The following is a 23,100-nucleotide window of genomic DNA, read 5'->3' on the forward strand; positions in this document are numbered from 1 at the left end:
ACTAACGAATTTCTCTACGACCTAAAAAAGAATGGGTCAATGTGGTTCCATCTACCATTTCTAATTCACCACCGATAGGAATACCATGAGCAATGCGACTCACCCTTATGCCTAATTGAACACAAATTTCCGCAATATAATTTGCGGTAGCTTCTCCTTCAACGGTTGGATTAGTCGCCAAAATCACTTCATTAAATTGTTCTTGTTGCAAACGTTGTTGTAACAGATCCAATCCAATTTCTTTTGGACCAATACCATCTAAAGGAGATAAATGCCCCATTAATACAAAATAACGCCCAGAAAATTGTCCTGTTTGCTCAATAGCTTGGATATCCGTTGGCATTTCCACCACACAGAGCAAACCTGAATTTTGACGACGGGGATTAGCACAAATCGTACAAATGTCTTCTTCGGTAAATGTTCGGCAATGCTCACAATGCCCAATTTTTGACATTGCTTCTGTCAAAGCTCGCGCTAAATTCATTCCACCACTACGATCTCGTTGTAGTAGATGATAAGCCATTCTCTGTGCGGATTTTGGTCCTACTCCTGGCAAGCAACGCAAATGTTCAATTAAATTTTCTAATAAAGGGCTTGTTTGCATATTATCCTCTTTGTTCTTTCATAAATTAAGAAAGAACTCATCACTTAAGGCTGGCAAATTGTCTTGCTATAACAGAAAACTGCGGTGAAATTTCACAAAATTCCACCGCACTTTAATGTTCAAATATTGTTCTGATTTTGCTTTAGCTAAATAAAAAGCAACGCATATAACACAATATAAATAGGATGAACTTCATACCTAATTCCCCTATCTGAACCGCCTGAACGACTTATCATTTTTAGGTAAATTTCGTCTGTTCGAACGAAGTGAGTTTAGAAATTTACCGTTAAGAAAATGGTAATAAAGTTCAGGATAGCGGTGAAGTTTGGGGTGTTTCTTTGTTACTTTTTTTGCACAAGCAAAGAGAGTAAATATTAAAACGGCATTTTAAACCCAGGTGGTAACTGCATACCAGCAGTTACAGCTGCCATTTTTTCTTTTTGCAATTCTTCTGCACGACGTACAGCGTCATTAAATGCAGCAGCGATAAGATCTTCCAACATTTCTTTATCGTCTTCCATCAAACTTGGATCAATTTCAATGCGACGGCAGTTATGCGCACCATTGATGGTAATTTTAACTAAGCCTGCACCCGATTCGCCTGTCACTTCTAATTGTGCGACTTCTTCTTGCATTTTCTGCATACGTTCTTGCATTTGTTGGGCTTGCTTCATTAAGCCGCCTAATCCAGCTTTTCCAAACATGATTCTTTCCTTATATTAAAAATAACGGGCGTATTCTAACTTATTGATAAAAATTCGACAAGCCAGCGCCTTTAACATCAATTATTTGCTATCGCTAAAAATTTATTAAAAAAGGTGGGGAAGGTTTTTGCCGTACAATTTGGATCTAAAATGGTAACGGATGTGTTAGATAACGCAATTAACGCAAAACACATTGCCATTCGATGATCATTATAGGTTTCAATTTCCGCTTGCTTAAATTGTGACAATTCAAGTGGTTGGATACGAATAAAATCCTCTCCTTCTTCGACTATTGCACCCACTTTACGCAATTCTGTTGCCATTGCTGTTAGACGATCTGTTTCTTTAACTCGCCAATTATAAATATTACGAATTACCGTTTCACCTTGTGCAAATAAAGCGGTGGTTGCAATGGTCATTGCTGCATCAGGGATATGATTCATATCCATATCAATGCCTTTTAGCTCACCTTGTTCAGCTTGAATAAAATCATCTCCCCAAGTAATTTTCGCCCCCATTTTTTCCAATACATCAGCAAAAAGGCGATCCCCTTGGATACTATTTTTTCCAATGCCCGTAACTTTGATTTTTCCTTTAATGGCAGCCGCTGCTAAAAAATAAGAAGCAGAAGAGGCATCGCCTTCTACCAGAAATTGCCCAGGCGATTGATATTGCTGATTACCTTTGATCAAAAAACGTTGGTAATGTTGATTTTCAACTTGAACACCAAAGGTCGCCATCATATTTAAAGTAATATCAATATAAGGCTTGGACACTAATTCTCCAATAATTTCAATTTCCATGTCCCCTTGTGCCATAGGTGCTGCCATTAAAAGTGCGGTTAAAAATTGCGAAGAAACGGAACCATCAATTTTCACTTTGCCGCCTTGCAATCCAGTATTACGAATAGCAATTGGTGGGTAACCTTCTTGTTCTAAATACTGAATGTCTGCTCCCGCTTGCTGTAACGCATCCACTAAATGCTGAATTGGACGTTCTTTCATTCGTGGCTCACCAGTTAAGACAATTTCTGATAGCGTAGAATTAGCATTTGCCAAACAAAGTGCGGCAGTTAACGGACGCATTGCAGTACCCGCATTGCCTAAAAATAGCGCTAATCCACCTTGCCATTGGAAAGCCTTACCAAGCCCTTCAACTTCACAAACCGACTTATCCTGTGATAATTGATAATTTACACCTAATTGTTTCAATGCGTTCAACATATGGCGAACATCGTCACTGTCCAAAAGGTTGGTGATCTTTGTTGTGCCTTTTGCTAAAGCAGCTAATAATAAAGCGCGGTTAGACAAACTTTTTGAACCGGGCAAATTGATTATCCCTTCAATGTGGCTAATTGGGTTTAATGTTATTTTTTCCATATGATTTGTGTAATCCATTAACTTAGGTTTAATACTTTAATCAACGCATTGAAGAATCGCTGGTTTTCCTCTGGCAAGCCAATACTAATGCGTAAATGGTGTGGCATACCATAACCCGCAATAGGACGTACAATAACGCCCTCACGCAATAAAGCTTCATAAATAGGTTGCGCTGGTTGCTTAAAATCAATAGTGATAAAATTGCCTTTGGATGAAATATAATCCAATCCATATTTATGACAAAAGTCTTGATAGGCTTGCATTTCAAGATGATTATTTTCAGCAACTTTGTTGACAAAATCGTCGTCTTTTAACACCGCACTTGCGGCTGCTAACGCCAAACTATTGACATTAAAAGGTTGACGAATACGATTAAATAAATCCGCAATTTCAGGATGAGAAACCGCATACCCCACACGTAAACCTGCCAAGCCATAAGCTTTGGATAAGGTGCGTAATACCACTAAATTAGGATATTTTTTTAATAATGCAAACGAATTAACACGCTCATGCTCAGCCGTAAATTCCGTATAGGCTTCATCTAAAACCACAATAATATTTGACCGCACTTTGCTAAGAAAAGCGTCTAATTCCGCCTCAGTTAAAAAATTTCCCGTCGGATTATTTGGATTCGCAATATAAATTAACTTCGTGTTATCGCTGATCGCTGCTAAAAAACCGCTTAAATCGTGCCCCCAATTTTTAGCAGGCACTTCTTTCGCAATGGCATTGATCGCTTTAGTCACCAGCGGGTACACAATAAACGCATATTGTGAATAAATAATTTCATCCTGATCACTAGCAAAAGTATGCGCCACCAATTCAAGTAAATCATTAGATCCGTTACCTAAAGTGATTTGATTACTCTGTAAGTTAAATTTCTCCGCGATCACTTTTTTCAATTCAAAGCCATTGCTATCAGGATAGCGCGTGAGATAAGACAATTGCGTTTGGATTGCCGCTTTAGCACTATCTGGTAAACCAAATGGGTTTTCATTGGACGCTAATTTAATTATATGACTGATTCCTAATTCACGTTCTAATTCTTCAATCGGCTTACCTGCTTGGTAAGGCGAGAGCGATTGAACCCCTTTGTTCGCAAGTTGTAGAAAAGACATTATGTTGTTCCTATTTTATTTATTGTTATAAGTTTTCACTTTCCGAGTATAAAATCCCCCTTGAATAAAGGGGGAAAATTAAGATAAAACTCACTTCTTTAGAAAGGCAAAAGACTACGCATTTTCCAAAGCAAATTTCTGCATAAAGGCAATTAATGCTTCAACACCTTCAATTGGCATTGCGTTATAAATGGAAGCACGCATACCGCCTAATACTTTATGGCCTTTCAATGCTTGCAATCCTGCCGCAGTTGCTTCTGCAACAAATTTCGCATTGAGTTCATCATTGTCTGTCGTAAAAGTGACATTCATTAAAGAACGATTTTCTTTAGCCACATAGTTATGATAGAAATCGCTTTGATCTAAATACTGATATAAGCGTTCTGCTTTAGCACGATTGCGTTGCTCTACTGCACTTAATCCACCATTTTCTAATAAATGTTTATACACTAATGAGCAAAGGTACCAAGCAAATGTAGGTGGCGTATTGATCATGGAATCAGCATTAGCTTGTACTGCATAATTCCAAATTGATGGCGTATCTTTACGTGCGTTGCCTAATAAATCTTCACGAACAATCACCAACGTAATACCTGAAGGTCCCATATTTTTTTGAGCGCCTGCATAGATAACACCAAACTTACTAATATCAATTTGACGAGAAAGAATATCTGATGACATATCAGCAACTAACACTGCATTACCGACATTTGGCACATCAAAGATTTCCACTCCACTAATAGTCTCATTAGTACAATAATGAACATAGTCATATTGTTCTGCCACATCACTAAAATCAAGGCGTTCGACTTTCAAAGTGCGGTCAGAATTTAGGATATTTATTTCATCAACTTCAATAAAATTACGTGCTTCTTTCGCTGCGGTTGCTGACCAATGTCCATCATTTAAATAAAGTGCTTTGCCTTTATTATTACCTAAATTCATTGGGATAGCTGCAAACTGCCCTCTTGCTCCGCCTTGTAAAAACAACACTTTATAATTATCTGGCACATGGAATAATTGTCTAAAATCTTTTTCACAATCCGCAATCATTTCCATAAACAACTTACCACGATGGCTAACTTCCATCACAGAAGTGCCTTGATTTAGCCAATTTAATAATTCTGATTGTGCTTTTTCCAATACAGCGCGAGGCATCATTGCTGGACCTGCACTAAAATTAAATACTTGTGACATTGTTTCCTTTCCTGTGTTTTTATGTTGTATAAAATAAAGTGTGAGGTTAGTTTTACCACCACAAGCGGTTCTAAGCAATGAATATTTCCGTCTCCATAAGAAAAATTTTCCTTGCATTGTAAAATATGGATTAACTCTTTGACGAAATAGGGAAAAAAGGATAAATTATTCAATATCCCTACTATATAAGAGAGTTTAACTATGGAACAAGCAAGCAAACAATCTTTCCAAGATGTTTTAGAATATGTACGTTTATACCGTCAACGTAATAAATTATTGCGTGAAATTACAGATAATGATCGTAAAATTCGCGATAATAGCAAACGCGTGTTATTACTTGATAACTTAAATGATTATATTCGTGATGATATGACTATTGCCGATGTTCGTGCAATTATTGAAAATATGCGTGATGACTATGAAGGTCGCGTTGATGATTATATGATCAAAAATGCTGAACTTTCTAAACAACGTCGTGATATTAAAGCTAAAATGAAAGAACAAAACAAAGCGCATGCGGCATTAATGGCAAAAGCGGCTAAATAATTTTAAAGCTTCCCCTATCCCCAAATAACCTGTTATTTGGGGATTTTTGTGATGTAACTCACAAAAACAATGAAATAAGAATAATTATCAATTGACACAAATCAAATTTCTCTTTACACTTCTTTCCGCTTACTTTTAGTCTATCTAATCTTAGATATTGTTTTTTAATTTTATTAAAGGATTTCATTATGAAAAAAGCACTGACCACTCTTGTATTAATTGCTTCAGCCGCTTCAACTTCAGCATTAGCAGCAAATGAAGTGAATGTTTATTCATATCGCCAACCATACTTAATTGAGCCAATGCTCAAAGATTTTGAAAAACAAACAGGCATCAAAGTAAACGTGATCTTCGCTGATAAAGGGTTAGAAGAACGCGTTAAGCAAGAAGGCGAATTAAGCCCAGCAGACGTGCTTTTAACGGTTGATATTAGCCGCGTAATGAAAATTGTTGCAGCAGGCGTTTCACAACCAGTTCAATCAAAAGTGCTTGAGAAAAATATTCCTGCACAATTCCGCGATTCAAACGGCGACTGGTACGGTTTAACAACGCGTGCACGTGCAATCTATACATCAAAAGATCGCGTCGGTAAATTACCTGCAGGTTTCGATTACTTAGATTTAGCAAAACCTGAATACAAAGGCAAAGTTTGCGTACGTTCAGGTAAAAACGCATACAACGTATCATTATTTGCTTCAATGATCGCTCACTACGGCGAAGAAACAACCAAAAAATTCTTAGAAGGTTTAAAAGCGAACTTGGCACAAAAACCACAAGGTGGCGACCGTGATCAAGTGAAAGCAATCAAAGAAGGTATCTGTGATTACTCATTAGGTAACAGCTACTACTACGGTAAAATGTTAGATGATGAAAAACAAAAAGCTTGGGCTGAATCAGCAATCATCAACTTCCCAGCTGGTAAATTTGGTACACACGTAAATATCAGTGCGGTGGCGGTTGCGAAATATGCACCAAACAAAGCCAATGCAGTGAAATTAATTGAGTTCTTAAGTGGCGATAAAGCACAATCACTTTACGCAGAACTTAACCACGAATACCCAGTAAAAGAAGGTGTTAAACCATCTAAATTAGTTCAAGGTTGGGGTTCATTCTCTGCGGATGCAATCAAATTAGAAGAGATTGCGAAAAACTACGAAAAAGCGTTAAAACTTGTTGATGAAGTAAAATTTGACGAGTAATTCTTTTTGATGCAAGCGGTCAGATTTTGCTAAAATTTGACCGCACTTTTTCTGGACGCTCTTTGGGTTTGCCCAAGGCGTCCTGTTCTGTTTTTAAGAAAGCGAAATTTTGAATGAAAAACCGTCATCTTAGCTGGCAAATGTTGGCATTATGTGCCACTTTTTTGATCTTATTGCCTTTGTTAGCCATCAGCTACCACGCATTGAGCGGGGAATTGGAAAATCTTGTCCATTTATGGCAAACAATGTTAGGTAACTATGTGCTCAACTCATTATTGCTAGTGGTTGGGACGGTTTTACTCTCGCTGATTTTCGCCGTACCGTCCGCGTGGATTGTGGCAAATTATCAATTCTATGGGCAAAAAACATTGCAATGGTTACTTTGTTTACCGCTGGCAATGCCAGCCTATTTAATTGCTTACCTTTATACCGATTTGCTTGATTATTCAGGTAGTTTCCAAGAAATGTTGCGAGCCATTTTCGGCTGGCAAAGTCCGAAAGATTACTGGTTTCCGCAGATTCGCACATTGTATGGTGCTTGTTTTGTGTTAGCGTTAGTGCTTTACCCTTATCTGTTTTTATTAGTGCGTGTGGCATTGTTAGAGCAATCTGAAAATTTAATGCACAGTGCGAAAATGATGGGGGCAAATTCTCGCCAGATTTTTATGCGAATCACGTTTCCTTTAATGCGTCCTGCTATTGCAGTGGGGATGGCGTTGATCGCAATGGAAACCTTAGGTGATTTCGGCACGGTATCTTATTTTGCCGTACCAACGCTAACTACCGCAATTTACGATTCGTGGCTAGGCTTCCACGATCTTGGCACCGCAAGTCGTATTTCGTTGGTAATGTTACTGATGATCTTTTTATTCATCAGTCTTGAGCAATATAGCCGCCGTAAACAGAAAAACTATCAACGAGGCTATGAAAAGAAAACATCGTTCCGACAGTTAAAAGGGTGGAAATTATGTCTTGCTCAGCTTTGGTGTTGGGGCTTATTAGCCCTTGCCTTTTTCATTCCGTTGGGGCGTTTGCTCTTTTGGTCCTATGAATATTTTGAGCAGTCTTGGAATTTAGACTTCGTTCAATTTGCATTAAATAGCTTAAAAGTGTCGATAATTGCGTCGATTACGACAGTATCAGTAGCCTTATTGCTACACTTTGCTCATCGTTTATCACAAAATCGCAAATTTTGGCACAAAACGACCCGCTTGTCGTTGCAGGTTTCTTCTTTGGGCTATGCTATTCCCGGCACCGTTTTGGCAATCGGCTTGCTTTCGCCGCTCAGTTTTGCCGACCACAGCCTGCACGCTTTCTTGAAAAGTTTAGAGCTTTCACCAGTGGGGCTGATTTTCTCGGGGTCAATGTTTGCTTTAGTAATGGCTTATACTATCCGCTTTTTAGCAATGGCTATTGGTAGTTTAGATGCTTGTTTAGGACGAGTACCACCATCACTTGATATGGCAAGTCAAACAATGGGTAAAAATGGACTGACAATGTTTAAAAATATCCATATCCCATTGATTTCAAAAGGGTTGATTACCGCAGCATTGATGGTATTTATCGAAAGTATGAAAGAACTGAATGCGTCTTTATTGCTACGTCCATTTAATTTTGACACCTTAGCAACCCACGTTTTTACTTTTACATCAGATGAGCAGCTAGAACGTGCAGCAATGCCTGCCATTATATTAGTGTTGGTTGGTTTGATCCCTGTGATTTGGCTAACTCGCTCATTAATTTCTCAATCACAAAAAGAACGTTAAAATGAAAATTCTTGATATTCAACAGCTTAGTTGTAAGTTTGATCAGAATGAAATCTTAAAATCACTCGATTTAGAAGTCTGTGATAATGAAATTATCTGTTTATTGGGGGCAAGTGGTTGTGGAAAAACCACTTTACTCAAAGCAATTGCAGGGCTTTTGCCTATTCATCAGGGGAAAATTACGCTAGCAGGGCAGGATTTAGCCGAAACCGCGGTGGAAAATCGTCACATTGGCTTGATTTTCCAAGACTATGCACTTTTTCCCCATTTGAACGTAACAGATAATATTCAGTTTGGTTTAAGTAAGTTACCAAAAGCAGAACAGCAGCAGATCACAGAACAAATGTTGGCAGTTGTGAAGCTCACTGGCTTAGAACAGCGTTTCCCACACGAACTTTCAGGCGGACAACAACAGCGTGTGGCGATTGCACGAGCCTTGGCTTGCAAACCGCAGCTCTTATTGTTAGATGAGCCGTTTTCAAATATCGACAGCCAAACTCGCTATGAAATGATCCAAGAGATCAAACAAATTTTAAAAAGCCAAAATGTGCCTGCGATTTTCGTAACTCACAGTAAAGAAGAAGCCTTTGCTTTTGCGGATAAAATTGCGGTAATGGATCAAGGCAAGATCGTGCAATTTGGTACGCCAACAAGCCTTTACCATTTGCCAAGCAATAAATTTGTGGCAGATTTTTTAGGTGGATCGAATTACTTGAATTGTGAAGTACAATCAAATAACTGGATCGAAAGCCCTATTGGCAGCTACCAATTCCCTGAAATGCCTTATGAAAAAGGGCAATATCAATGGCTACTTCGCCCAGAGCAGATTGTGATTAAACAAGATGAAAGTGGAAAAGGCGTAGTGGTGGAAAAACTCTTTTTAGGGCAATTCCACCGCTATAAAATTGCAATAAATGGCACAGAACTGACCGCTTATTACTTAGGGGATTTAGCTCTGGGAGATAAAGTTTCCGTTGGTTTCCAATGTCGTGAATTGGTTTTATTTGATTAAAAAACAAGATAAAAAAACACCGCACTTTTCAATGCGGTGTTTTTATTAGTGGGTACTCGTACTTGTTGTTGTACGATTTGCACGCTTACGATCATTTTCCGTTAATAATTTCTTACGAATACGGATTGATGCCGGCGTTACTTCAACTAATTCATCATCATCAATGAACTCAATAGCTTGTTCTAATGAGAATTTCACAGGCGTAGTCAATACAATCGCATCATCTTTACCAGATGCACGCATATTGGTTAATTTCTTACCTTGTAAACAGTTGACGGTTAAATCATTTGAACGACTATGAATACCAATAATTTGACCTTCATAAACTTCCACACCATGATCAACCATTAACTTACCACGCTCTTGTAAACCAAATAACGCATAAGCAAGGGCTTTACCTGTTGCATTAGAAATCAACACACCATTTTTACGTTGACCAATTTCGCCCGCTTTCACATCATCATAATGGCTAAAGGTTGAATAAAGTAAACCTGTACCAGATGTCATTGTCATAAATTCGTTACGGAAACCAATTAAGCCGCGGCTAGGGATAACATATTCTAAACGTGTACGCCCTTTGCCATCTGGAATCATATCTTTCACTTCGCCTTTACGAATACCTAAAGCTTCCATCACTGAACCTTGATGTTGTTCTTCAATATCAATGGTTACTTGCTCAAATGGCTCTTGTTTTTTACCATTCACTTCTTTGTAAATAACTTTAGGACGAGATACAGCTAGTTCATAACCTTCACGACGCATATTTTCGATTAATACCGATAAATGCAATTCACCACGACCGGATACGCGGAATTCGTCTGGGTTTGGTGTTTCTTCTACACGTAATGCAACGTTATGTACTAATTCTTTGTTCAAACGTTCTAAAATTTGACGAGAAGTTACAAATTTACCTTCTTTACCACAGAATGGCGAAGTATTTACACAGAAGAACATCGTTACTGTTGGTTCATCAACTGTTAATGCAGGCAAGGCTTCAACATTGTTAATATCACAAATAGTATCGGAAATATTTAATTCGCCTAACCCCGTAATCGCAATGATATCGCCTGCATAAGCGGTTTCTGTTTCATAACGTTGTAAACCTAAATGTCCCAACACTTGACCAATTCGACCTTGACGTGTTTTACCTTCACTATCAATAATGGTAACAGGTTGATTTGGTTTTACAGCACCACGTTTGATACGACCAATACCAATCACGCCAACATAGTTGTTGTAATCCAACTGAGAAATCTGCATTTGGAATGGTGCATCTAATTCGACTTGTGGTGGTTGTACATATTTCACAATAGCTTCAAATAATGGCGTCATATCTTCAGCAAGATCTTCATGCTCTAAACCAGCCACACCATTCAACGCAGAAGCATAAATAATTGGGAAATCTAATTGTTCGTCTGTCGCACCTAAATTCACGAATAAATCAAACACTTGGTCAACAACCCAATCAGGACGTGCACCAGGACGATCCACTTTGTTAATGACTACGATAGGTTTTAAACCATGTGAGAACGCTTTTTGTGTCACAAAACGGGTTTGTGGCATTGGACCATCAAAGGCATCCACCACCAACAACACTGAGTCCACCATAGAAAGCACACGCTCAACTTCTCCACCAAAATCCGCGTGCCCTGGGGTATCCACAATATTAATACGATAATCGTTCCAGTTAATTGCGGTATTTTTCGCTAAAATAGTAATACCACGTTCTTTTTCAAGATCATTGCTATCCATCACGCGCTCATCATCGCCATTACGCGCGGCGGCTAAAGTGCCTGATTGTTGTAAAAGTTTATCAACCAAAGTTGTTTTACCATGGTCAACGTGCGCAATAATTGCGATATTACGCAATTTATTAATATCTAAATCTGCCATTGAATATTCTTACTTAAATTTGTTTTGTCAATAAAATTGATGAAAATTCCACCGCACTTTATGAGGTATAGCGGTAAAAGGTGGCGAATTATACAACTTTTTTGCTCAATGAGCTATTAAATAATTCACTACACCCTATTAAATATTGATGAAAAATAGGGTAAAATCTTGCACTTAAAATTTCACCACTACCCATTAAGGAATCTCCATGACTAACGCTAATGCGATTGCAAATGTTGCGAAATTAATTCGTGACAATGACATTAAATTTGTACTTCTTCGTTTTACTGATATTAAAGGGAAAGAACATGGCGTCTCTTTACCTGTGAGCTTAGTTGCTGACGATTTAGAAGATCTGTTTGAAGAAGGTAAAATGTTTGACGGCTCATCAGTAGAAGGTTGGAAAGCCATTAATAAAGCAGACATGCTTTTAATGCCTATTCCTGAAACTGCGGTGGTAGATCCTTTCGCTCATATTCCAACGCTTTCTATTCGTTGTAGCATTTACGATCCAAACACAATGCAAAGTTATGATCGCGACCCGCGTTCTATCGCGATTCGTGCAGAAAACTTCTTAAAATCAACTGGCATTGCAGACAGCGTTATGTTTGGTCCTGAACCTGAATTTTTCTTATTTGATGATGTCCGTTTCTCAACTGAAGCTAACAACGTGTCATATCGTATTGATGATGTTGAAGCCATGTGGAACACAAATCGTAAATTTGAGAACGGCAACAACGCCTATCGTCCTCTGAAAAAAGCTGGCTATTGTGCCGTAGCGCCTATTGATAGCGCACACGATATTCGTTCTGAAATGTGTTTAATCTTAGAAGAAATGGGATTGGTCATCGAAGCACACCATCATGAAGTGGCAACTGCGGGACAAAATGAAATCGCAACTAAATTCAATAGCTTGACCTTAAAAGCTGATGAAACACAAATCTATAAATATGTGGTGCAAAATGTTGCTTTAGAACATGGTAAGAGCGCATGCTTTATGCCAAAACCATTTGCAGGTGACAATGGCTCTGGTATGCACTGCAATATGTCCTTAAGTAAAGATGGCAAAAATGTATTTATGGGTGATAAATATGCTGGCTTATCTGACACAGCACTTTACTATATCGGCGGTATTATTAAACATGCGAAAGCATTAAATGCCTTCACAAACCCAACAACAAACTCCTACAAACGTTTAGTTCCAGGCTTTGAAGCACCCGTATTATTAGCTTATTCAGCAAGCAACCGTTCTGCTTCTATCCGAATTCCTGCTGTTACCAGTCCAAAAGCGACACGTGTAGAAGCGCGTTTCCCGGATCCAATGGCAAACCCATACTTATGCTTTGCCGCATTATTAATGGCTGGCTTAGATGGCGTATTAAACAAAATTCATCCAGGCGATGCGATGGATAAAAATCTTTATGATTTACCACCTGAAGAATTAAAAGATATTCCAGCTGTTGCAAGCTCATTAGAAGAAGCGTTAAATGCATTAGAAAATGACTATGAATTCTTAACCCAAGGTGGCGTATTCTCAAAAGAATTTGTACAAGCATTTATTGGCATTAAACGTAAAGAAGTGGAACGTTTAAACATGACTCCACATCCAGTGGAATTTGAAATGTATTATGCATAACGCAAAAAATAGCGTAACATATACATTCTTAATCAATTCGGCTCTCCATATTAGGGGAGCCAATTTCATTTTAATAAATAAGGTCTTTTATGAATATCGTAAAAAAATTACTCCCATTCGCTATGGCATTAACTACTGCAGGCTGCCTCAGCCTTGACGGCGTTGAAATTGCAGGCTTAGGCCAATCATCAGGAAAATTAACCAAGTTCCGTTGTGATAATGGCTACAAAGGGTCGATTAAACAACGTGATAATGGCGTAATAAGCATGGCATTTAGCGATGGTAAAGACAGCTATGTGACCTACCTCAATAATCAATCTTCAGGTAGCAACATTCTTTACGTCAACGACAAAAAGACATTAAAATGGCAAGAACAACAAGGACGTAATACTCTTACTTATCCTGATAAAGATTATGCTTCAACAGGCAAACTTTCGACCACCGCTTGCCAAAAATATTAATTAAGTTTATAAAAGGACTAATTCCAAACAATACTGTGATTAGTCCTTAAAATAATCCTCCCCCCTTTCGATTTTCTGCTAAACTACTCCCTTTCAAAATATCACTTTTTTACACCGCACTTTATGAAGATGAACGACTTTAACCTTGATATCCCATTTACGGCTGGCGATCATAAAATTCTAGCGAATGTCTTGCCCGGAGCTGATTGCTTTGCTATTGCTGAAATTGCGCGACAATATGCAAAACAACATAAAGGTTTAACCGTTATCCTCACAACAGACACAAAAAGTGCGGTGCGTTTAGACAAACTTTTATCGGAAAGCCAATCTGATGTGCGTTTTTTTCCAGATTGGGAAACCTTGCCTTATGATGCTTTTTCTCCTCATCAAGACATCATCTCAACTCGATTAAGTACATTATTTTACTTGCAACAAGCCAAACAAGGCATTGTTGTGCTTCCTATCAGCACTTTAATGCAACGCGTTTGTCCGCCTGATTTTTTTAGCCAGCATGTGTTGTTAATCAAAAAAGGCGATCAACTCAATATTGAGAAATTACGCTTGCAGTTAGAGCAAGCGGGTTATCGTGCCGTTGAACAAGTGTTAGAAGCTGGAGAATTTGCGCTACGAGGTTCTTTATTAGATCTGTTTCCAATGGGAAGTGCGGTGCCTTTTCGCTTAGATTTTTTTGATGATGAAATTGATGGTATTCGCACCTTTGATGTAGATACGCAACGTACTTTGCAAGAAATTGATAACATTAATTTATTACCCGCTCATGAATTTCCAACGGACAGTCAAGGCATTGAATTTTTCCGCACACAATTTCGTGCTACTTTTGGCGAAATTCGTCGCGATCCTGAACATATCTATCAACAGGTGTCAAAAGGTACGCTAATTTCAGGTATTGAATATTGGCAACCGCTATTTTTCGAGCGAATGGCTACACTATTTGATTATTTGCCACAAAATACGCTATTTGTGGAAATGGATGGTTTACAAACCTACGCAGAACGATTTTATCAGGATATTGAACAGCGTTATGAAAGCCGCAAAGTGGATCCGATGCGTCCGTTATTGCCACCAAGTCAGCTTTGGCAAAAGATCGATGAAATTAACCGCACTTTAAAGCAATATCCACGCATTACATTAAAGCAAGAAAAAGTTCGTTCATCTGTACGCCAAAAAAACTTGCCCGTTTCACCATTGCCAGAGCTACAAATTCAATCGCAACAAAAAGAACCCTTGCAATTATTGCGTCAATTTATTGAACAATTTGACGGACGTATTATTTTCTCGGTAGAAACGGAAGGCAGACGAGAAACCCTACTTGATTTATTGGCACCATTAAAAATTAAACCTAAACAAATCAAACAATATGATGAAGCATTAAGTCAGCAATTCAGCTTACATATCAGCGCATTAGATCATGGCTTTATTTTGGACAATGAAAGTGCGGTGAAAATTGCGATTATTTCTGAGCAAGAATTATTAGGCGCACGCGTACAGTTACGTCAACGGGATAAACGCAAAGGCATTAACCCTGATACCTTAATTCGCAACCTGGCTGAATTAAAAATAGGTCAAGCAGTGGTGCATTTAGATCATGGTGTGGGACGCTATGGCGGTTTGGTGACCTTAGAAAATGCAGGAATAAAAGCAGAATATCTCTTACTCACTTATGCGAACGAAGCTAAACTCTATGTGCCTGTCGCCAATTTACATTTAATTAGCCGTTATGTTGGTGGCAACGATGAAAGCGCACCATTACATAAATTAGGGAGTGATTCTTGGGCAAAAGCGCGCTCAAAAGCCGCAGAGAAAATTCGTGATGTGGCAGCTGAATTGTTAGATGTTTATGCACAACGAGAAGCTCAGAAAGGATTTGCCTTTAAATATGATCGCGATGAATTCCAAGCATTTGCTGCCACCTTCCCATTTGAAGAAACCCTTGATCAAGAAATGGCAATTAATGCGGTGATTTCTGATATGTGCCAAGCAAAAGCCATGGATCGCTTGGTTTGTGGCGACGTGGGATTTGGCAAAACAGAAGTGGCGATGCGTGCAACTTTCTTAGCAGTCATGAATCATAAACAAGTAGCAGTGCTGGTGCCAACCACATTGCTCGCACAACAACATTATGAGAATTTTCGCGATCGTTTCGCTAATTTACCGATTAATGTCGAGGTGCTTTCTCGCTTCAAGACCGCCAAAGAGCAAAAACAAATCTTAGCCAATTTAGCCGAAGGTAAAGTGGATATTTTAATTGGCACGCACAAATTAATTCAGTCGGATGTAAAATTCCATGATCTTGGATTATTAGTCATTGATGAAGAGCATCGTTTTGGTGTGCGCCAAAAAGAAAAAATAAAACAATTGCGCGCCAATATTGATATTTTAACCTTAACCGCCACACCAATACCGAGAACGCTAAATATGGCGATGAATGGAATTCGTGATTTATCCATTATTTCCACACCACCTGCGCGTCGTTTAAGTATCAAAACCTTTGTTCGCCAGACGGATGATGTGGTTATTCGTGAAGCCATTCTGCGCGAAATTTTACGTGGTGGACAAGTTTATTATTTACACAATGATGTGGCGAGCATTGAAAATTGTGCGGAAAAATTAACCGCACTTGTGCCTGAGGCACGTATTATTATTGGGCATGGACAAATGCGCGAGCGGGAATTAGAACGCGTTATGTCTGATTTTTATCATCAACGCTTTAATGTTTTGGTTTGCTCTACTATTATTGAAACAGGCATCGATGTGCCAACTGCAAATACCATTATTATTGAGCGTGCAGACAATTTTGGTTTAGCACAATTACACCAATTGCGAGGCAGAGTTGGGCGCTCCCACCATCAAGCCTATGCTTATTTGCTCACGCCCCCATCCAAATTAATGACGAAAGATGCACAAAAACGCCTTGAAGCTTTGGAAAGTTTGGATAATTTAGGCGCAGGCTTTATTTTAGCAACCCATGATTTAGAAATTCGCGGTGCTGGCGAATTATTAGGTAGTGAACAAAGCGGGCAAATTGAAAGCATTGGCTTTAGTTTATATATGGAATTGCTAGAAAGCGCGGTGAAAGCCATGAAAGAAGGCAGAGAGCCGAGTTTAGATGAATTAACTCAACAGCAGGTTGAAATTGATTTACGTGTACCTTCATTATTACCTGAGGATTATTTAGGTGATGTTAATATGCGTTTATCTTTCTACAAACGCATTGCTGCCGCTGAAAATAAACAAATGTTAGATGAACTGAAAGTGGAATTAATCGATCGCTTTGGACTTTTACCAGAACCAACGAAAAACCTCATGCAAATTGCTGAGTTACGTTTATTAGCAAAACAATTAAAAGTGATCAAAATTGACGCGACTTTACATGGCGGCTTTATTGAATTTAACCCAACGGCAGATATTGATCCGCTCAAATTCTTAGTCTTAATTCAACAACAACCCGCAGTGTTTAAATTTGATGGTCCTACAAAATTCCGCTTTACCTGTAACTTAGAACAAGCAAAAGCGCGGTTAGAATTTGTTATGAATTTGCTGAATTCTTTATTGAACTAAACCCATAGAGTGATAAAATTTGCTCAATCAATTATTATTAATAAAGGAGAAAATATGTATTTAGAACAAATTAAATCTGAATTACTTGAAGCACAGGATGTATTACAAAAATTCATCAGTGATGAAAACAACATTAAATTAATTCAACAAGCAGCATTGTTAATTTCAGATAGTTTTAAACAAGGCGGTAAAGTGCTTTCTTGCGGAAATGGCGGCTCCCATTGTGATGCCATGCATTTTGCTGAAGAATTAACAGGTCGCTATCGTGAAAACCGCCCAGGCTACCCTGCAATTGCGATTTCCGATGTCAGCCATTTAAGCTGTGTGAGTAATGATTTTGGCTATGATTATGTGTTCTCTCGTTATGTAGAAGCCGTTGGACAAAAAGGCGATGTATTATTTGGCTTATCCACTTCTGGCAACTCCAAAAACGTGTTAAATGCCATTAAAGCAGCAAAAGAAAAAGGCATGAAAGTTATTGCAATGACAGGAAAAGACGGTGGCCAAATGGCAGGATTAGCAGATGTCGAAATTCGTGTACCCCATTTCCGTTATGCTGATCGAATCCAAGAAATTCATATTAAAGTGATTCATATTCTGATGATGTTAATTGAATTTGAAATGGCAAAATCAGCGTAATGTCCACCGCACTTTTTGGATCCCTAGCCCATCGCTAGGGATTTTTTATGCGTGAATTTGTTTTTATATTGCATAGTTATGCAAAAAATATTAATATATTTTCAATTTAAATTACTCAGCGAACATTCCAATGACTATTCGTGTTCAACATCTTAATTTTTTCTACGGTACAAACCAAGCCTTATTTGATATCAATCTTCAACTTGAAGATGGCGATACCGTTGTATTGCTCGGTCCAAGTGGCGCGGGAAAAAGTACATTAATTCGTACATTTAACCTTTTAGAAATGCCGCAATCAGGGCAATTAGATATTGCTGGCACCCATTTTGATTTATCACAAAAAAGCAATCCAAAGCAAATTTTACAGCTACGTAAAAATGTTGGCATGGTGTTCCAACAATATAATTTGTGGCCTCATTTAACTGTTATTGAAAACCTGATTGAAGCACCAAGAAAAATTCTTGGGTTAGATGAAAAAGAAGCGAAACAACAAGCGCTAGAATTACTTGAACGCTTACGTTTAAAAGAATTCGCCGATCGTTTTCCATTACAGCTTTCAGGTGGTCAGCAACAGCGTGTTGCCATAGCAAGAGCATTAATGATGAAACCTCAGGTTTTATTATTTGATGAACCTACTGCTGCATTAGATCCTGAAATTACGGCACAAATTGTGTCAATTATTCAAGAGTTGCAACAAACAGGGATTACACAGGTTATTGTAACTCATGAAGTTGGCGTTGCTCGCAAAGTCGCCAATAAGGTCGTCTATATGGAGCAAGGTCACATTATTGAAATGGGTGATGCAAGTTGTTTTGAAAACCCACAAACTGAACAATTTAAACAATATCTTTCTCATTCAGAATAGGACACAACATAATGAAAAAATTATTATTAACCGCACTTATCGCTGCTACTAGCGTCGCAGCACAGGCTAAAGATATTACCTTTGCAATGGAGCCAAGCTATCCGCCATTTGAATTAACAAATGAAAAAGGCGAAATCATCGGTTTTGATGTGGATATTGCAAACGCAATTTGTAAAGAAATTCAAGCTAACTGTTCTTTCAAAAACCAAGCCTTTGATGCATTAATTCCTGGTTTAAAACAAAAACGTTTTGATGCTTCCATTTCTGCGATTGATATTACTGAATCTCGCGCGAAACAAGTCGCTTTTAGCGCGCCTTACTACGATAGTTCTGCAAGTTTTATCACAATCAAAGATAAATTTGATTTAAATAGTGCGAAAAATGTCGGTGTACAAAACGGTACCACATTCCAACAATATGTTGTTGCTGAAACCAAACAATATGCACCAAAATCTTATGCTTCATTACAAGACGCGATTTTAGACTTAAAAAATGGACGCATTGATTTAATTTTTGGTGACACAGCGGTATTAGCTGATATGTTAAGCAAAGAGCCTAACTTAGCTTTCGTTGGCGATAAAGTCACTAACCAAAAATATTTTGGTAATGGTTTAGGCATTGCAACACACTTAAAAAATAAAGAACTTATTGAAGATCTCAACAAAGGTTTAGAAGCCATTAAAGCCAATGGCGAATATCAAAAAATCTATGACAAATGGATGACTGTAAAATAATCTATGTTTTCTGATTATCTCCCCTTAATGTATTCCGCTACCCTAATGACCTTAGGGTTAGCGGTTTGTTCATTACTTGTTGGCTTGTTCTTTTCGTTAATTTTTACTTCACTCGAAATGAACAAGCTCATTTGTGTGCGCAAACCCACTTCCATTTTTGTTAGCCTGCTCAGAGGATTACCAGAAATTATCGTTGTATTACTGATTTATTTCGGATCAACGGAATTAGTGGAAAAACTCACTGGTGAATATATTGAATTTAGTGCTTTCAGTTGTGGTGTACTCGCGCTCTCACTTATTTTCGCAGCTTATGCCTCTCAATCATTGCGCGGAGCCATTCAAGCAATCCCTCTTGGCCAATGGGAAAGTGCAGCCGCTTTAGGATTAAGCCGCCCCTATACTTTTTTGCGTATTATCATGCCACAGGTTTGGCGCCACGCATTGCCAGGATTAACAAACCAATGGCTAGTACTACTCAAAGATACTGCCCTTGTTTCCTTAATTGGTGTCAGTGATTTAATGCGTCAAGCCGAGTTAATCAATACAAATACGCACCAACCTTTCACTTGGTATGGTTTTGCGGCAATGATTTATTTAGCTATTACATTAATCAGCCAAGTATTTATTCGTAAATTAGAGCACCGTTTTACTCGCTTTGAACGAGGAGTTAAATAATGTTTCAAGACTATTTTTCTATCATCGCTCAAGGTATTCCAACTAGCTTAGCACTCACTGCTGTTTCACTGGCTATCGCTTTTGTCTTAGCATTGGCTTTTACTTTTTTACTTTCGTTGGAAAATAAATGGGTAAAAAGTGCGGTGAATTTATACTTAGTTTTATTCACTGGCACGCCACTGTTAGTGCAATTTTTCTTGATTTATGCAGGGCCCGGACAATTCAGCTGGATCACAAATAGCCCACTTTGGTCATTATTATCAAACGCTTGGTTCTGTGCTATGTTAGCCCTTGCGTTAAATAGTGCCGCTTACTCAACACAATTATTCCATGGCGCAGTGAAAGCCATTCCCAAAGGACAATGGGAAAGTTGCGCAGCATTAGGTTTAAATCGCATGCAAACCTTAAAACTGCTCATTCCTTATGCACTAAAACGGGCACTACCTTCCTATACCAATGAAATCATTTTGGTGTTTAAAGGGACATCCCTCGCTTCCACCATTACAATTATGGATATCATGGGATATGCAAGACAACTTTATGGCACCGAATATGACGCTATTACCATCTATGGTATTGCCGGTCTTATTTATTTAGTTATCACTGGCATTGCAACCATTCTTTTACGCCGATTAGAACGCTATGTTTTACGTTTCGAGCGATTAGAAGTCAGCAAATCTAACTAAGCGAGAGTAAAATCTCGCTTTTTTTACACCGCACTTTTAGCCAAAGCAGCGTGCAGATCAATCGCAAGTGGCAACCATTCGGATTTTAAGCTATAATCTGCCGACTTTATTGAAGGAAACAATATGTCTGAAATTAAATTAATTGTCGGTTTAGGTAACCCCGGCGAGAAATATGCAGATACGCGTCACAATGCGGGCGAATGGTTGATTGAACGCCTAGCGCGTCGCTTGAACTTAACGCTCACCCCTGAAGCGAAATTTTCTGGAAAAACCGCAAGAGCAATGCTTAATGGACAAGAAATGCGCTTTCTAATTCCAACCACCTTTATGAATTTGAGTGGTAAAGCGATTTCTGCATTAGCGAATTTTTATCGTATTAAACCTGAAGAAATTTTAGTCATTCATGATGAATTAGATCTGCCACCCGGTGTTGCTAAAATTAAGCAAGGCGGTGGACATGGTGGGCACAATGGATTGCGTGATACCATTGCGCAACTGGGCAATAATAAAAATTTCTACCGTTTACGCGTTGGCATTGGTCACCCTGGTGATAAGAATCTTGTTTCCGCTTATGTACTTGGCAAACCTTCGCCAACTGATTGGCAATTAATTGACCGCGCGTTAGATGAAGCCACTGATTGTGTCGAAATATTAATCAAAGAAGGCATTACCAAAGCAACAAACCGTTTAAATGCGTTTAAAGCATAAAGAATAAATTAATAAGGAAAAATTATGGGATTTAAATGTGGTATCGTGGGTTTACCCAATGTAGGAAAATCAACCCTTTTCAATGCACTAACTAAAGCAGGAATCGAGGCAGCTAACTACCCGTTCTGTACAATTGAACCTAATACAGGCGTAGTGCCAATGCCAGATCCTCGCCTTGATGCATTAGCAGCAATTGTTAATCCAGAACGCGTGTTACCAACTACCATGGAATTTGTGGATATTGCTGGTTTAGTAGCTGGAGCAAGCAAAGGCGAAGGTTTAGGCAATAAATTCTTAGCCAATATTCGTGAAACGGATGCGATTGGTCATGTGGTTCGTTGTTTTGAGAATGATGATATTGTACATGTGGCGGGTAAAATTGATCCTGCTGATGACATTGACACCATCAATACTGAGTTAGCCCTTGCAGACTTAGAAAGTTGTGAACGTGCGATTCAGCGTTTACAAAAACGTGCAAAAGGTGGCGATAAAGAAGCAAAATTTGAACTCTCTATTATGGAAAAAATCTTACCTGTACTAGAAAATGCAGGCATGATTCGCTCAGTTGATTTAGATAAAGAAGAATTACACGCAATCAAAGGCTATAACTTCTTAACCTTAAAACCAACCATGTATATTGCAAACGTCAACGAAGATGGTTTTGAAAATAATCCATACTTAGATCGTGTACGTGAAATTGCAGAAAAAGAAGGCGCAGTTGTTGTGCCAGTTTGTGCAGCGATTGAATCTGAGATTGCAGAGTTAGATGATGAAGAAAAAGTGGAATTCTTACAAGATCTTGGCATTGAAGAACCCGGTTTAAACCGCGTTATTCGTGCAGGCTACAAATTGCTCAACTTACAAACCTATTTCACCGCTGGCGTAAAAGAAGTGCGTGCGTGGACCGTATCTATCGGAGCAACCGCCCCTAAAGCCGCTTCCGTTATTCATACTGACTTTGAAAAAGGCTTTATTCGTGCAGAAGTGATCGCTTACGATGATTTCATTCAATTCAAAGGTGAAGCTGGCGCGAAAGAAGCAGGCAAATGGCGTTTAGAAGGGAAGGAATATGTCGTACAAGATGGCGATGTGATGCACTTCCGCTTCAATGTATAAAACGTCTAAAATTTTAACCGCACTTTAAAAGTGCGGTTATTTTTACGCGAATTTATGGCTCTAAAAATTCCTCCCCCGTTATTATTTCTTATCGCGCTTGGTATGATTGTTTGCTTACCTCAGCATGCAATTATTCCTTTGTGGTGTAGTGTTATTTTCTTCATCATTGGACTTATCATCGCTTTCCTCAGCCTTTACGCCTTTTATCGAGCAAAAACAACCATTCATCCCAAACAGTTAGAGCAAACAAGCGTATTAGTCACACAAGGCATTTATCGTTTTAGTCGCAATCCGATGTACTTAAGTCTCGTTTGTTGGCTTATGGCTTGGAGCATTATGTCGCAGCGCTCTTTAGGTATCCTTGTTATTTGGCTCTTTATGCTGTATTTAACCCATTTTCAAATTCAACCCGAAGAAAAAATCCTAACAGAAAAATTTGGGCAACAATTCTTAGCATATAAAAAATCCGTAAGACGCTGGATTTAGAACAAAAGCGCGGTGGAAATTAGTAACATTATGTAGTAACAGAACAAAGATTTAAGCGCTTGAAAATATTAAAGTACGAGTTGATAAAAGATGGCTT

Annotated in this window: 21 protein-coding genes; 15 read left to right on the plus strand and 6 right to left on the minus strand. The window is 38.5% G+C overall.

Features of this window, described 5'->3' with window-relative positions; genetic code table 11:
• Window position 1: 1 nt before the first annotated feature.
• The 5 genes from recR to serC form a co-directional block, all read right to left on the minus strand.
• Window positions 2–604 (minus strand): recombination mediator RecR, encoded by a 603-nt coding sequence (gene recR / locus ACUXZ4_RS08000; RefSeq protein ID WP_464972681.1) that lies wholly within the window; start codon window positions 602–604, stop codon window positions 2–4.
• Window positions 605–978: 374 nt separating this feature from the next.
• Window positions 979–1,308: a YbaB/EbfC family nucleoid-associated protein gene (locus ACUXZ4_RS08005; RefSeq protein WP_464972682.1), complete on the minus strand. Its 330-nt coding sequence runs from the start codon at window positions 1,306–1,308 to the stop codon at window positions 979–981.
• Between the two features lie 77 nt (window positions 1,309–1,385).
• Complete coding sequence (gene aroA / locus ACUXZ4_RS08010; protein ID WP_464972683.1) at window positions 1,386–2,687, minus strand: 3-phosphoshikimate 1-carboxyvinyltransferase; 1,302 nt, start codon at window positions 2,685–2,687, stop codon at window positions 1,386–1,388.
• A gap of 17 nt (window positions 2,688–2,704) precedes the next feature.
• Window positions 2,705–3,805 (minus strand): histidinol-phosphate transaminase, encoded by a 1,101-nt coding sequence (gene hisC / locus ACUXZ4_RS08015; protein ID WP_464972684.1) that lies wholly within the window; start codon window positions 3,803–3,805, stop codon window positions 2,705–2,707.
• A 114-nt stretch (window positions 3,806–3,919) separates the two neighbouring features.
• Window positions 3,920–5,002 (minus strand): 3-phosphoserine/phosphohydroxythreonine transaminase, encoded by a 1,083-nt coding sequence (gene serC, locus ACUXZ4_RS08020; protein ID WP_464972685.1) that lies wholly within the window; start codon window positions 5,000–5,002, stop codon window positions 3,920–3,922.
• A gap of 201 nt (window positions 5,003–5,203) precedes the next feature.
• On the opposite strand from serC, the gene ACUXZ4_RS08025 reads away from it, so the two are divergent.
• From ACUXZ4_RS08025 to ACUXZ4_RS08040, 4 genes are all read left to right on the plus strand, one after another.
• On the plus strand, window positions 5,204–5,548 hold the full coding sequence (locus ACUXZ4_RS08025) for a DUF496 family protein (protein WP_464972686.1): 345 nt from the start codon (window positions 5,204–5,206) through the stop codon (window positions 5,546–5,548).
• Window positions 5,549–5,736: 188 nt separating this feature from the next.
• Window positions 5,737–6,747: a Fe(3+) ABC transporter substrate-binding protein gene (locus ACUXZ4_RS08030; RefSeq protein ID WP_464972687.1), complete on the plus strand. Its 1,011-nt coding sequence runs from the start codon at window positions 5,737–5,739 to the stop codon at window positions 6,745–6,747.
• A gap of 113 nt (window positions 6,748–6,860) precedes the next feature.
• The gene (locus ACUXZ4_RS08035; protein ID WP_464972688.1) at window positions 6,861–8,513 is read left to right on the plus strand and encodes an ABC transporter permease; all 1,653 of its coding nucleotides are present in this window, start codon (window positions 6,861–6,863) and stop codon (window positions 8,511–8,513) included.
• Between the two features lies 1 nt (window position 8,514).
• Window positions 8,515–9,525 (plus strand): ABC transporter ATP-binding protein, encoded by a 1,011-nt coding sequence (locus tag ACUXZ4_RS08040; RefSeq protein WP_464972689.1) that lies wholly within the window; start codon window positions 8,515–8,517, stop codon window positions 9,523–9,525.
• A 45-nt stretch (window positions 9,526–9,570) separates the two neighbouring features.
• On the opposite strand, the gene typA is transcribed toward ACUXZ4_RS08040, so the two are convergent.
• Window positions 9,571–11,418 (minus strand): translational GTPase TypA, encoded by a 1,848-nt coding sequence (gene typA, locus ACUXZ4_RS08045; RefSeq protein ID WP_464972690.1) that lies wholly within the window; start codon window positions 11,416–11,418, stop codon window positions 9,571–9,573.
• Window positions 11,419–11,626: 208 nt separating this feature from the next.
• On the opposite strand from typA, the gene glnA reads away from it, so the two are divergent.
• From glnA to ACUXZ4_RS08100, 11 genes are all read left to right on the plus strand, one after another.
• Window positions 11,627–13,054 (plus strand): type I glutamate--ammonia ligase, encoded by a 1,428-nt coding sequence (glnA, locus tag ACUXZ4_RS08050; RefSeq protein ID WP_464972691.1) that lies wholly within the window; start codon window positions 11,627–11,629, stop codon window positions 13,052–13,054.
• 89 nt (window positions 13,055–13,143) lie between these two features.
• Entirely contained in the window at window positions 13,144–13,515 is a 372-nt protein-coding gene (locus ACUXZ4_RS08055) for an MliC family protein (RefSeq protein ID WP_464972692.1), read from the plus strand.
• 123 nt (window positions 13,516–13,638) lie between these two features.
• Window positions 13,639–17,094: a transcription-repair coupling factor gene (mfd, locus tag ACUXZ4_RS08060; RefSeq protein ID WP_464972693.1), complete on the plus strand. Its 3,456-nt coding sequence runs from the start codon at window positions 13,639–13,641 to the stop codon at window positions 17,092–17,094.
• 54 nt (window positions 17,095–17,148) lie between these two features.
• Window positions 17,149–17,733, plus strand: a complete 585-nt coding sequence (lpcA, locus tag ACUXZ4_RS08065; protein ID WP_464972694.1) for a D-sedoheptulose 7-phosphate isomerase — start codon at window positions 17,149–17,151, stop codon at window positions 17,731–17,733.
• Between the two features lie 130 nt (window positions 17,734–17,863).
• Complete coding sequence (artP, locus tag ACUXZ4_RS08070; RefSeq protein WP_464972695.1) at window positions 17,864–18,598, plus strand: arginine ABC transporter ATP-binding protein ArtP; 735 nt, start codon at window positions 17,864–17,866, stop codon at window positions 18,596–18,598.
• A gap of 11 nt (window positions 18,599–18,609) precedes the next feature.
• On the plus strand, window positions 18,610–19,332 hold the full coding sequence (locus ACUXZ4_RS08075) for an arginine ABC transporter substrate-binding protein (protein ID WP_464972696.1): 723 nt from the start codon (window positions 18,610–18,612) through the stop codon (window positions 19,330–19,332).
• Between the two features lie 3 nt (window positions 19,333–19,335).
• The gene (artQ, locus tag ACUXZ4_RS08080; protein ID WP_464972697.1) at window positions 19,336–20,007 is read left to right on the plus strand and encodes an arginine ABC transporter permease ArtQ; all 672 of its coding nucleotides are present in this window, start codon (window positions 19,336–19,338) and stop codon (window positions 20,005–20,007) included.
• On the plus strand, window positions 20,007–20,693 hold the full coding sequence (gene artM, locus ACUXZ4_RS08085; RefSeq protein ID WP_464972698.1) for an arginine ABC transporter permease ArtM: 687 nt from the start codon (window positions 20,007–20,009) through the stop codon (window positions 20,691–20,693). The genes artQ and artM overlap by 1 nt, the downstream gene beginning before the upstream one ends.
• Window positions 20,694–20,816: 123 nt before the next feature.
• Entirely contained in the window at window positions 20,817–21,401 is a 585-nt protein-coding gene (pth, locus tag ACUXZ4_RS08090) for an aminoacyl-tRNA hydrolase (RefSeq protein ID WP_464972699.1), read from the plus strand.
• A gap of 24 nt (window positions 21,402–21,425) precedes the next feature.
• Window positions 21,426–22,517, plus strand: a complete 1,092-nt coding sequence (ychF, locus tag ACUXZ4_RS08095; RefSeq protein WP_464972700.1) for a redox-regulated ATPase YchF — start codon at window positions 21,426–21,428, stop codon at window positions 22,515–22,517.
• Window positions 22,518–22,571: 54 nt separating this feature from the next.
• A complete protein-coding gene (locus tag ACUXZ4_RS08100; protein WP_464972701.1) occupies window positions 22,572–23,003 on the plus strand; it encodes a methyltransferase family protein in 432 nt (143 codons plus the stop codon).
• The last annotated feature ends 97 nt before the right edge of the window (window positions 23,004–23,100 follow it).

This window comes from Reella acinonychis (assembly GCF_052828705.1).

Excerpts from the sequence above, each read along its gene's own strand:
- recR (WP_464972681.1), bottom strand. The coding sequence starts at position 604 with ATGCAAACAAGCCCTTTATTAGAAAATTTAATTGAACATTTGCGTTGC.
- ACUXZ4_RS08005 (WP_464972682.1), bottom strand. The coding sequence starts at position 1,308 with ATGTTTGGAAAAGCTGGATTAGGCGGCTTAATGAAGCAAGCCCAACAA.
- aroA (WP_464972683.1), bottom strand. The coding sequence starts at position 2,687 with ATGGAAAAAATAACATTAAACCCAATTAGCCACATTGAAGGGATAATC.
- hisC (WP_464972684.1), bottom strand. The coding sequence starts at position 3,805 with ATGTCTTTTCTACAACTTGCGAACAAAGGGGTTCAATCGCTCTCGCCT.
- serC (WP_464972685.1), bottom strand. The coding sequence starts at position 5,002 with ATGTCACAAGTATTTAATTTTAGTGCAGGTCCAGCAATGATGCCTCGC.
- ACUXZ4_RS08025 (WP_464972686.1), top strand. The coding sequence starts at position 5,204 with ATGGAACAAGCAAGCAAACAATCTTTCCAAGATGTTTTAGAATATGTA.
- ACUXZ4_RS08030 (WP_464972687.1), top strand. The coding sequence starts at position 5,737 with ATGAAAAAAGCACTGACCACTCTTGTATTAATTGCTTCAGCCGCTTCA.
- ACUXZ4_RS08035 (WP_464972688.1), top strand. The coding sequence starts at position 6,861 with ATGAAAAACCGTCATCTTAGCTGGCAAATGTTGGCATTATGTGCCACT.
- ACUXZ4_RS08040 (WP_464972689.1), top strand. The coding sequence starts at position 8,515 with ATGAAAATTCTTGATATTCAACAGCTTAGTTGTAAGTTTGATCAGAAT.
- typA (WP_464972690.1), bottom strand. The coding sequence starts at position 11,418 with ATGGCAGATTTAGATATTAATAAATTGCGTAATATCGCAATTATTGCG.
- glnA (WP_464972691.1), top strand. The coding sequence starts at position 11,627 with ATGACTAACGCTAATGCGATTGCAAATGTTGCGAAATTAATTCGTGAC.
- ACUXZ4_RS08055 (WP_464972692.1), top strand. The coding sequence starts at position 13,144 with ATGAATATCGTAAAAAAATTACTCCCATTCGCTATGGCATTAACTACT.
- mfd (WP_464972693.1), top strand. The coding sequence starts at position 13,639 with ATGAAGATGAACGACTTTAACCTTGATATCCCATTTACGGCTGGCGAT.
- lpcA (WP_464972694.1), top strand. The coding sequence starts at position 17,149 with ATGTATTTAGAACAAATTAAATCTGAATTACTTGAAGCACAGGATGTA.
- artP (WP_464972695.1), top strand. The coding sequence starts at position 17,864 with ATGACTATTCGTGTTCAACATCTTAATTTTTTCTACGGTACAAACCAA.
- ACUXZ4_RS08075 (WP_464972696.1), top strand. The coding sequence starts at position 18,610 with ATGAAAAAATTATTATTAACCGCACTTATCGCTGCTACTAGCGTCGCA.
- artQ (WP_464972697.1), top strand. The coding sequence starts at position 19,336 with ATGTTTTCTGATTATCTCCCCTTAATGTATTCCGCTACCCTAATGACC.
- artM (WP_464972698.1), top strand. The coding sequence starts at position 20,007 with ATGTTTCAAGACTATTTTTCTATCATCGCTCAAGGTATTCCAACTAGC.
- pth (WP_464972699.1), top strand. The coding sequence starts at position 20,817 with ATGTCTGAAATTAAATTAATTGTCGGTTTAGGTAACCCCGGCGAGAAA.
- ychF (WP_464972700.1), top strand. The coding sequence starts at position 21,426 with ATGGGATTTAAATGTGGTATCGTGGGTTTACCCAATGTAGGAAAATCA.
- ACUXZ4_RS08100 (WP_464972701.1), top strand. The coding sequence starts at position 22,572 with ATGGCTCTAAAAATTCCTCCCCCGTTATTATTTCTTATCGCGCTTGGT.